Source organism: Halomonas sp. 111 (genome assembly GCF_052379685.1).
GTDB classification, from domain to species: domain Bacteria; phylum Pseudomonadota; class Gammaproteobacteria; order Pseudomonadales; family Halomonadaceae; genus Vreelandella; species Vreelandella citrativorans.
This window is the reverse complement of record NZ_JBQSYV010000021.1, coordinates 72,789-82,240: the sequence shown is the minus strand read 5'-3', so window position 1 is coordinate 82,240 and position 9,452 is coordinate 72,789. Positions and strand designations below refer to the sequence as shown.

Here is a 9,452-nt window from a genome sequence, read left to right as displayed (position 1 = left end):
ATCACGGGTTTTTCCGTAAGCACAGCTACCCTGACCGCTGGCATCGGTCGAAATCATGCCGCCGATGGTCGCTCGATTGGAGGTCGAGAGTTCCGGGGCAAAAAACAGCCCGTAGGGCTTTAAGGCGGCATTCAACTGATCCTTCACCACCCCTGCTTGAACGCGCACCCGACGGTTCTCGACATCAATGTCCAGCACCTGATTCATGTGCCTGGAGATATCCACCACGATGCCATCGGTAAGCGACTGACCGTTGGTGCCGGTGCCGCCGCCTCTTGGCGTTAACACCACCTCGCGGTAAGGCACTTCAGCGGCCAGTTTGGCCAGGCATTCCAGGTCTTCTGCATGGCGGGGAAACACCGCCGCCTGGGGCAGGCGCTGATAGATCGAGTTGTCGGTTGCCAGCACCGTGCGGTGGGCATAGTCAGGGGCAATCTCACCATCGAAGCCGCGTGTTTTAAGGGCTTCCAGAAAGCACTGGTATACCGCGCTAACACCTTCACCGGCTTCCATAGCGATCATGCGCTTAGCGTCTCCAACGCCTGTTCAATAAGGCTTAGACCTTCTTTTAATATTTCTGGCTCGATGGTGAGCGGGGGTAATAAACGTAGAATATTGCGTTTGCGTCCGCTGGGCATCAGCAGAACGCCAGCGTTACGTCCGGCGGTCAATAGCGCCGTCAGATGCTCGGCACCTGTGGCATTTTGCGTATCGTTAAAAACAATACCCCGCATTGAACCAACGCCCGTCATGGCTCCCAGCATAGGAAAGCGGCCGCTTGACTGCCACGCCTGGTAAGCCTCAACTATCAGTGCTTCCTGCTGCTCTCCCCAGCAAGCAAGCTCCTTCTCCTGCATGATGTCCATGACGGCCAGTGCGGCTGCGCATGCCACTGCATTGCCTGAGTATGTGCCACCCAGCGCACCTTTGGGTAACGCATCCATCAGCTCTACCCGCCCCGCTAACGCCGCCAGTGGCAACCCCGAGGCGATACTTTTGCCCATCAAAAGAAGATCTGGCTCAACGCCTAAATGTGAAAAGCCAAAGCGCTTACCACTACGCCCGAATCCTGATTGAATTTCGTCAAATATTAGTATGATGTTGTGTTGATTACAGATTTCGCGCATTGCCTTGGCGAACTGAGGGCACAGTAGACGAAAGCCACCCTCTCCCTGGATGGGTTCGACGATCATGCAAGCCACTTCATCGGCAGGTATTTCAACTTCAAATAGCCGTTCCAGCGCGGCCAGCGCCTGTTCATCAGTCACGCCGCTATCACGGCTTGGGAACGGCAGATGGTAAACTGGGCCCGGCAAGGCGCCAAGACCCGACTTGTACGGTTTCACTTTGCCATTTAAGTTCAAGGCAGCCAGCGTTCGACCATGAAAAGCGTCGTCAAAGGCTATAACTGCTTGTCGTCCAGTGACACCCCGGGCAACTTTAAGAGCATTTTCAGTTGCTTCCGCACCACTATTGGTGAGCATACAAGAGAGCGGATAAGAAACCGGTACAAACTGGTTTAACGCGTCGACTACCGACAGGTAACCGCGATGTGGCACTGCGTTAAATGCAGAATGCATTAACGTTTCTACCTGGCTTTGAACGGCTTCCACTACTGCCGGATGGCTATGACCAAGGTTAAGAACACCAATACCGCCGATAAAATCGATATAACGCTGCCCCGATTCATCCCAAACCTCCGCATTACGCCCACGGGCTATACAAATCGGGTGCAAAACGCCTAACGCAGCACTCACATGAGAAAGTTCCATCGCCATTATTTTCCTGCCGTTCAGGGGTGAATGGCGTTATCAAAGCAAATTACCAGACAAGACCACAAACGAAAAAAAACGCTTAACGCATGCCAAATCGGAATGCATAAGCAGAGAAGCATGCACTCTAAACCGTCATGTCGAAAGGCAGGTCAAAAAAAGGAATGGATAACGTTTATGAAATGGCAGAGCAACGCTACAAGCTTTCCAGCAAACGCAGGATCATCTGCGGCTGCTGGTTGGCCTGGGCGAGAATCGCCATGCCCGCCTGCTGGAGAATTTGTGCGCGGATCAAGTTGGAAACTTCCCGGGCGTAATCTGCATCCTGAATACGCGACTGGGCCGCTGATAGATTGACGATATTGTTGTTGAGCCCGTCGATGACGCTTTCAAAGCGGTTTTGCATCGCACCAAAGTAGCTACGCTGGCGATCCACCCGCTTAATGGCGTCGTCCATCGCCCCCATCGGGTTGAGCGTACCATCCGAAAGCACGCTGAAGTCACTAAGTCCCAAGGCATTACGGCCCATGCCTTCCATGCGAATGCTGATGGTATTGCCTGAGTTGGCTCCCACCTGGATAGTGAGATCGCGCTTCTCAAACAGATCAATGCCGTTGAAGCTACTTTGTCCGGCGACACGGTCAATTTCGTCCAGAAGTCCGTCGATCTCGCCCTGAATGGAAACGAGATCATCATTGCTATTAGTGCCGTTAGCGGCCTGCACGCTCAGCTCACGAATGCGCTGCAAATTATCATTGATCTGGTTCAGCGCGCCTTCGGCCGTTTGCACCAGCGAAATTCCGTCATGGGTATTACGAATGGCCTGATTCATGCCGCGGATTTGCGCGTTCATGCGATTGGCAATCGCCTGCCCGGCCGGGTCGTCCTTGGCGCTATTAATACGCAAGCCCGACGATAGCCGCTGCATAGAGGTCTGAATCGCTTGCTGACTACTGCGCAAATTGCTCTGCACCCGTAGCGAGGTCACATTGGTATTTAGGCTGAACAATTCAGGCCCTCATTAAGTGCAAGGCGCAATACGCAGGTCTGACTTGCCAATTAACAACGTCAGTGACGTATTTATCGGCCTGAACGGGTAAAGCATTAATTATTTTTACCGCTCATGCTTTATCGTTAATGAGCGCCCACTAGCGGCCAACACTTCATCAATAGGGAGCCTGACGTAATCATACTCAAGGTATCCCTGATCCATTAACTCGCCATTCCACGCCACAATATCCAGATCCATGGTGCGTGGGCCTGATTTATTCAGACCTCGTACGCGACCCAAGCGGTTCTCGACCGCTTTTAAATACAGCCGAAACGCTGCATAGGGAAGCGGCGTGCGCACCAATAGCGCGGCATTGAGAAAATCGGCCTGCTGTAAAAAGCCAACAGGGGAGGTACGGATTGGCTGAGAGTGCGTGACCAGGTCGCATTCGCTGTTTAAAAGAGACAACGCTCGTGTGACATTCAGCTCAGGTTCAATATTCGAGCCTATCGAGATGAGGCATTCATGCAGCCGTGTATCTCGCCCGGCTCGTAACGCCGTTGTTGACATAACGATTACTCAACTAGAGAGAAGTCGAAATATTCTTAAGCACTGTAATGATCATACCTCAGACTAGCGCTATGCTCTAAGTGTGCAAGCAACCAAATAACTAATAACAAACGCAAGATAAACGAAGCACGCCATATAATGATTAAAGACAGGGATAACAATGACGACTAAAGCAGCATTAGTGACCGGGGGCGCTACCCGTTTGGGACGGCATTTTTCAGAAGTGTTAGCAGATGCAGGTTACGACATTGCACTTCACGTTAATAGCTCACGAGATGAAGCTGAAGAGGTAGCACGCACGATCCGCAGTAAAGGGCGCGAGTGCGAAATACTACCCTGTGATTTTTTGCACGACCCGCTGGATACACTGATTGAAGCCGCCATGCGGCGCTTTCCGTATTTAACGGTGCTGGTTAATAGCGCCTCCACGTACCAGGCCGCCCCCATTGCTCAAACGGACATGGCACTCCTCGAGAGGCAGTTTCGCGTCAATCTATTTACCCCGATGTTGTTAATTCAGCATTTTGCTAACGCGGTGTCTAAAGGCTGTGTGGTGAATATCATTGATAATAAAGTGGCCTATCATCAGTACCCTTATGCGGCATATTTGTTGTCTAAAAAGGGGCTGAAAGAGATGACCCAAATGGCCGCACTCGAATTCGCGCCACATATCCGGGTCAATGGTATTTCTCCCGGCGTAGTACTGCCCACTTCCCAGCGTAGCCACGACTATATTGCATGGCGTCTGGAAGGCATTCCCCTTAACCGGCGGGGAACGCCCACCCACTTAACAAAGGCGCTGTACTACCTGCTGGAAAACGATTTTGTTACCGGCCAAGTGTTATGTGTCGATGGCGGTGAGTCGATCTACCTGGAAGGTCGGCATTCGGAGAACTATCTAGAGTGACAACCAGATTAACAGCCGTTCCAAGAACATTTTTAATAACGTAGAACGCAGTGGGGCCGCCCAAAGGCGGCCCCAAAATGCAAGGTAGGTGTGCTAACACTCAAGCATTAGACATCGTCACCTGTGGGTAGATTCTGATCAATCGTCTCACTCGTTTTATCTTTCCGGCGAGGTGAAAAACGGTCATCTACCTCACTTTCAGCTGCCTTTGGCTGCCCAGCAGGGCTACCATCGATAGTGAAGTCCTGCTGCATAATGCGCAGGTTGGCAGGCGGCGCTGAACCGGACTTGTCCTGGCCGAAGTACATCGTGGTATGCGGGAACGGTATCTCAATGCCCGCCTGATCAAAGCGCAGCTTGACCAGACGATTATACGCCCGACCAACACCCCACTGATCGCCCGGGGTGGTTTTGATAACCACACGAATATTGACAGAACTGTCACCCAGACTTACAACACCGGCCACGGTTAGATCGGCAAGGATCTTATAGCCATGCTCTTCGCTGGTTTTCAGGTCATTAAAGGCAAGCTGGAGCTGCTCAATCGCATCATCAATGCTCTCACGATAAGCAATGCCGTACTCACCGACATGGTTACCGTAGTCGCGCATGTAGTTAGAAACGGTGTCAACGCTTGAGAAGGGAATGATGTGATAGGTGCCCGAAAGGTCCCGAATGCCTACCGAACGAATGCTTAATCGTTCTGCAGTCCCGGTGATGCCCCCCAGCGTTACCACATCGCCTGTATTCATGGCATTCTCGATCTGAATGAAGACCCCGGTAATAACATCCTGTACCAGCCTCTGCGCACCGAAACCAATAGCTAAACCCAGTACCCCGGCACCGGCAATCAGCGGGCCGATGTTAATGCCGATTTCGGACAGTAGGATCATCCCGGTAATCGTGAGCATGGCGATAGCCAGCGCGTTGCGGAACAGGCTCAGCAGCGTTTTGGCTCGAGGAGAGGGCTCACCACCGCCGGTTTCCGGGTTGAGCTTATGCTCAATCAGGCTCGCAAGCCCTAACCACACGCCCAGCGCAACAATCAGAATCAAGGCAATGCTGACCAGTCGCCCTACCAGCATCGTTCCGCGTTCAGAAGCGTACCAATTGGCTAAATTGAACGCACCCCAGGCATCCAGCACCACCATGATAACGACGACCAGGATGATGGTGCGTAGCACACGCAGCGCGTTGGGAACGTAGCTGTTAAGACGCGGCTCAAGCAGCGGCAGCTTACGACGCAAATCGTCCGACAAGCGAATGCGATGCCCAATCGTTTGGGTCAGGAAAGTCGATACCAGAAGCCCTATAACCACCGCAGCCAATGTTTTCAGTGTTGCAAAAAGCACGAAAGGCAGTGCATCGCCAGGACGCGTCAGTATCAAAACGAAGACCATTAAGAAGTAGGTCAGCGCAAAAAAGTGCCAGGTACGTGCAAAGAGCTGAAGCGATACACGGCTTGCCACCATCGACGTATTGGCCGCCGCATCATTCAAGTGCCCCCGGATGCGAATACGGTTCTTGAGCACCACACTGACCGCATAAACAAAGGCCACAATCATAATTAATGTGCCAGCCGCTTGGCCTACGCTGGCAGCCAGGTAGAAATTGATCAGCGGCACGGCAACCATTAGTCCGTAACCGACCATGCCGATAAGACGTGCTATCCAACGGTTCCAGTAGGAGGCTTCACCGGTTGAAATTGGCAACAATCGTAGGCCTTCGTAGTGTGAGGAAAACAGCATCCGCATCACTGCTTTCATCAACTCAATGACCAGAAAGGCATTGAGAAACAGCGAGGCCCGTGTGGAAAGCTCGCCCGTTTCACCAATCGCGAACGTGGCCACTAGGTTACCGCCCACGTACGCAAGTCCCACCAATATAAAGTCAATAAGTGCCGCAATAATGACGCAGCAAATCAAGCGCAGCACTGGCGTCATTCCGGTGCCATTGAGCGACCATTTGCTCACCCGGGTAAAGGCAGACTTGGCCATCCGACGCAGTGCGAAGAAAATCACGAAGGTCGCAACGATCACGAGGCCCAGATTAATCGCGGCCTGGACGAAAGCTGACGAATCAAAAGCACTCGCGCCTTGCCCGGTAAACAGGTTACCCATGATGGAAAAAGCTTGCTCAATCTGCAGGCCAATATTACTGACAACATCGCTTGTCAGCTCTGCCAACTGGCGTGGCAATGAGACATCCTCTGGAGCCAAATCGCTTCCTTGAGCGGCGGCTTCAGGGGATAACTCAGCCTCTAAACCGGCGGGCAACGCGGATGCCTGTTGACGTAATACATCAATTAGCTCTTGGCGCGACTGCTCATTTTCGAGGAGATCAGCAAGCGCTTCGTAAGAAGCGGGCACTTCCGCTGGAGGCGATGCAGGATCACTTTCAGCCGTCGTCGTTTGGGCTAATGCTGGCGTGGCAAAAAACACAAGCAGTGTCATTAGCCAAATGCCTAGCCAGGGAAATATACGTAATGGCGTCACGCCTTAACCTCCATTTAGATAAATGCTTTATTAAATTTAATTGTTAGCCCGCTTTATGCAAACACAAATGTGCTCACCGAGCATGTTGATAACATACAAAGCCCACAGAGTAACATGGGAACATAAGATGATTTGACCGTTAACACTACGAATATGAGAAGTAGCAGCGCGTTACTTAATTTGACAAAGCGGCAATAGCCACTGGTGTGCCAGAACCAGCACAACCGCGTAGCGGGCGCCTTTTGCAACTAAAATCCATAAAAAGGCACGCCACCAGGGAAGCCGAAACAACCCGGCCAGTACCGTCAGTGGGTCGCCCACCACCGGCAGCCAGGAAAGCAGCAGGCTGGCCTCGCCAAGCTTGTGGTACCAGCGCTCGGCCTGGGCAAGGCGTTTAGGCGATGCAGGGAACCACCGGCGATCCTGAAACTGACGTGCATAGCGGCCCATCGCCACATTGACCAGACTGCCCAGCGTATTACCCGCCGTTGCTACCGCCCAGAGTAAAATAGCCGGCTCCCCCAAACACCAAAGTCTGGCAAGCCAAACTTCAGAGCCGCCAGGCAGCAGGGTCGCACTAACAAACGCAACAAGGAAAAGACTCAGCATGTAACGGGTAGCCGAACGTTACTGCGGCACCTGCCCCCCAAGTTGAGCGGTAATTTCATCGGCGACCTGGCGCACCAGCTTACCCAGCGCCAGCAGGCGTGCTTCAGGGATACGCGCCATGGGGCCTGAAACGGAAATAGCCGCCAGCGGCGTGGCGTGCTCGTCGAAGATACAGGCCGCGACGCAATGCAGGCCAATGGCGTGCTCCTCGCGGTCGCAGGCAAAGCCTTGATCACACACCTGGTGCATTTCGGCGGTCAGTGCGTCTGGACTGCACAGTGTATTGTCGGTAACGCGGGTGAGTTCACGGTTATCCAAAAAGCGAGCGCGTTCGTCAGTGGGCATCCATGCCAACAGCGCTTTACCCACGCCAGAGGCATGCAGTGGGGCGCGTGAGCCCAAGCGGGTAATCATGCGCATCATTTGAGGCGACTCGTGCTGGGCCAGAAATACCGCCGTATCCCCATCACGGATCCCCAAATTGGCGGTCTCGCCGGTTTCAGCGGTTAAGCGGCGTAGAAAGGGGCGGCTTGATGCCACCACATCGCGAGCTTCTAAAAAGCTGTTACCGATACGGAAGGTTTTGACGTCAATACGCCATAAGCCCTGCTCGTTCTCCTGGCTAACAAACCCTTGGCTTTGCAGAGCCTGGAGCAAGCGGTGGGTGGTAGAAGGGGCTAACTCGGCTTTTTCAGCCACGTCTGACAGCGCAAGCCCTAGTGGGCTTGCCGCTAAAAACTCCAGTAACGTTAAGCCGCGTACCAGCGACTGGCTATGCCCGCCACTCGCTTTAGCGGCATTTGCCGGACGCCCGACCGTCCTACGCTTGGCTTCACTCACCCTGCTCTCTCCTAAAGGCGTAAAGAGTAACAGGATAACGTGCCGCAAAGGCCGCTGTCGCGTTTACGGAAACGAATTCCACTAATGGAGGAAGCTAGCGAATGGCAGAACATCGCTATAGATAGAAAACGGCCACAGGCGTGGCCGCCGACATTACGCCACTCCTTGGCGCCGCTATCAGGCCTTCTCGCGATGGTTATAACCCAGCGGATGCGGCTGGCCACGCGCTTTGGCAAGATCAATTTGGCGCTGACGTTCACGGGCCGCGGCGCGCGTTTTCTCGGGCAGTGAATCGATGCAATTAGGACAGCTAATCCCAGGCTCGTAGGCTGACGACTGCATGTCGTCTTCGGAAATCGGCATACGACAGGCGTGGCACTGCTCGAACAGGCCTTCACTCAAGTCGTGACGCACGGTGACGCGGTTATCGAACACAAAGCATTCGCCACGCCATAACGACTGCTCTTCCGGGACTTTCTCCAGGTAGTTCAAAACGCCACCCTTGAGGTGGTAGACCTCGTCAAACCCCTCTTTGAGCATAAAGCTAGAGGCTTTTTCACAGCGAATACCGCCGGTGCAGAACATGGCGACTTTTTTATGCTTCTCTGGGTCGTAATGCTCACGCACGTAGTCGGGAAACTCACGGAACGTGGTGGTTTTTGGGTCAACCGCGCCTTCGAAGCTACCAATCGCCACTTCGTAATCATTGCGAGTGTCGATCACCAGCACTTCGGGGTCTGAAATCACGTCGTTCCAGTTTTCAGGCTCAACATAGGTACCAACGGTGTCGTTAGGATCAATGCCTGGTACGCCCAGCGTCACGATCTCTTTTTTGAGCTTAACCTTGGTGCGATAGAACGGGGTTTCGTCACAGTAAGACTCTTTATGGTCGATATCGGTCAGGCGCGGGTCAGCGGTCAGCCAGCCAAGCAGTGCATCAATACCTTCGCGAGTCCCCGCGACGGTGCCATTGATGCCCTCTTTAGCGAGCAGCAGCGTGCCTTTAACATCATGATCGACCATGGTTTGGCGCAGCGGCTCACGCAGCGCTTCAAAGTCATTTAACGTAACGAATTTATACAATGCCGCCACGACAATACGCGGCATATCGCCAGCTTCAGAAACAGGTGCAGACATAACAAGCTCCAGTAGTCACCCTCGTAAAGGGCGGACCGGGTTAATAAACGCGCATAGTCTAGCGCAAACGGCGCAGCGCTTGAATCCTGCCAGATTGACGCAGGTCACTCGCGGTTTAAAAATTCGTCGAT

Annotated in this window: 9 protein-coding genes; 1 reads left to right on the top strand and 8 read right to left on the bottom strand. The window is 53.3% G+C overall.

Annotated features, from left to right (window positions below; translation table 11 throughout):
- The 4 genes from ACT3T7_RS15395 to folK form a co-directional block, all read right to left on the bottom strand.
- A partial coding sequence (locus ACT3T7_RS15395) for an FAD-binding oxidoreductase (RefSeq protein ID WP_444631483.1) occupies window positions 1-522 on the bottom strand: 522 nt, incomplete at its 3' end.
- Window positions 519-1,778, bottom strand: a complete 1,260-nt coding sequence (locus ACT3T7_RS15390; RefSeq protein ID WP_444631482.1) for a 2-aminoadipate transaminase — start codon at window positions 1,776-1,778, stop codon at window positions 519-521. The genes ACT3T7_RS15390 and ACT3T7_RS15395, both read right to left, overlap by 4 nt.
- A gap of 190 nt (window positions 1,779-1,968) precedes the next feature.
- On the bottom strand, window positions 1,969-2,781 hold the full coding sequence (locus tag ACT3T7_RS15385) for a flagellin N-terminal helical domain-containing protein (protein ID WP_444631481.1): 813 nt from the start codon (window positions 2,779-2,781) through the stop codon (window positions 1,969-1,971).
- Between the two features lie 105 nt (window positions 2,782-2,886).
- Window positions 2,887-3,333, bottom strand: coding sequence for a 2-amino-4-hydroxy-6-hydroxymethyldihydropteridine diphosphokinase (gene folK / locus ACT3T7_RS15380; RefSeq protein ID WP_193054073.1), 447 nt, complete (start codon window positions 3,331-3,333; stop codon window positions 2,887-2,889).
- A 160-nt stretch (window positions 3,334-3,493) separates the two neighbouring features.
- Here folK and ACT3T7_RS15375 point away from each other — a divergent pair, with 160 nt between their 5' ends.
- The gene (locus tag ACT3T7_RS15375; protein WP_193054074.1) at window positions 3,494-4,240 is read left to right on the top strand and encodes an SDR family oxidoreductase; all 747 of its coding nucleotides are present in this window, start codon (window positions 3,494-3,496) and stop codon (window positions 4,238-4,240) included.
- Between the two features lie 107 nt (window positions 4,241-4,347).
- On the opposite strand, the gene ybiO is transcribed toward ACT3T7_RS15375, so the two are convergent.
- From ybiO to trhO, 4 genes are all read right to left on the bottom strand, one after another.
- Complete coding sequence (gene ybiO / locus ACT3T7_RS15370; protein WP_444631480.1) at window positions 4,348-6,735, bottom strand: mechanosensitive channel protein; 2,388 nt, start codon at window positions 6,733-6,735, stop codon at window positions 4,348-4,350.
- Window positions 6,736-6,906: 171 nt separating this feature from the next.
- Entirely contained in the window at window positions 6,907-7,344 is a 438-nt protein-coding gene (locus ACT3T7_RS15365) for a YqaA family protein (RefSeq protein ID WP_444631479.1), read from the bottom strand.
- 18 nt (window positions 7,345-7,362) lie between these two features.
- Window positions 7,363-8,184 carry an IclR family transcriptional regulator gene (locus ACT3T7_RS15360; protein WP_172116930.1) on the bottom strand — a complete coding sequence of 274 codons (822 nt, stop codon included), beginning with the start codon at window positions 8,182-8,184 and terminating at the stop codon, window positions 7,363-7,365.
- Between the two features lie 177 nt (window positions 8,185-8,361).
- Window positions 8,362-9,321, bottom strand: a complete 960-nt coding sequence (trhO, locus tag ACT3T7_RS15355) for an oxygen-dependent tRNA uridine(34) hydroxylase TrhO (RefSeq protein ID WP_444631478.1) — start codon at window positions 9,319-9,321, stop codon at window positions 8,362-8,364.
- Window positions 9,322-9,452 lie beyond the last annotated feature (131 nt).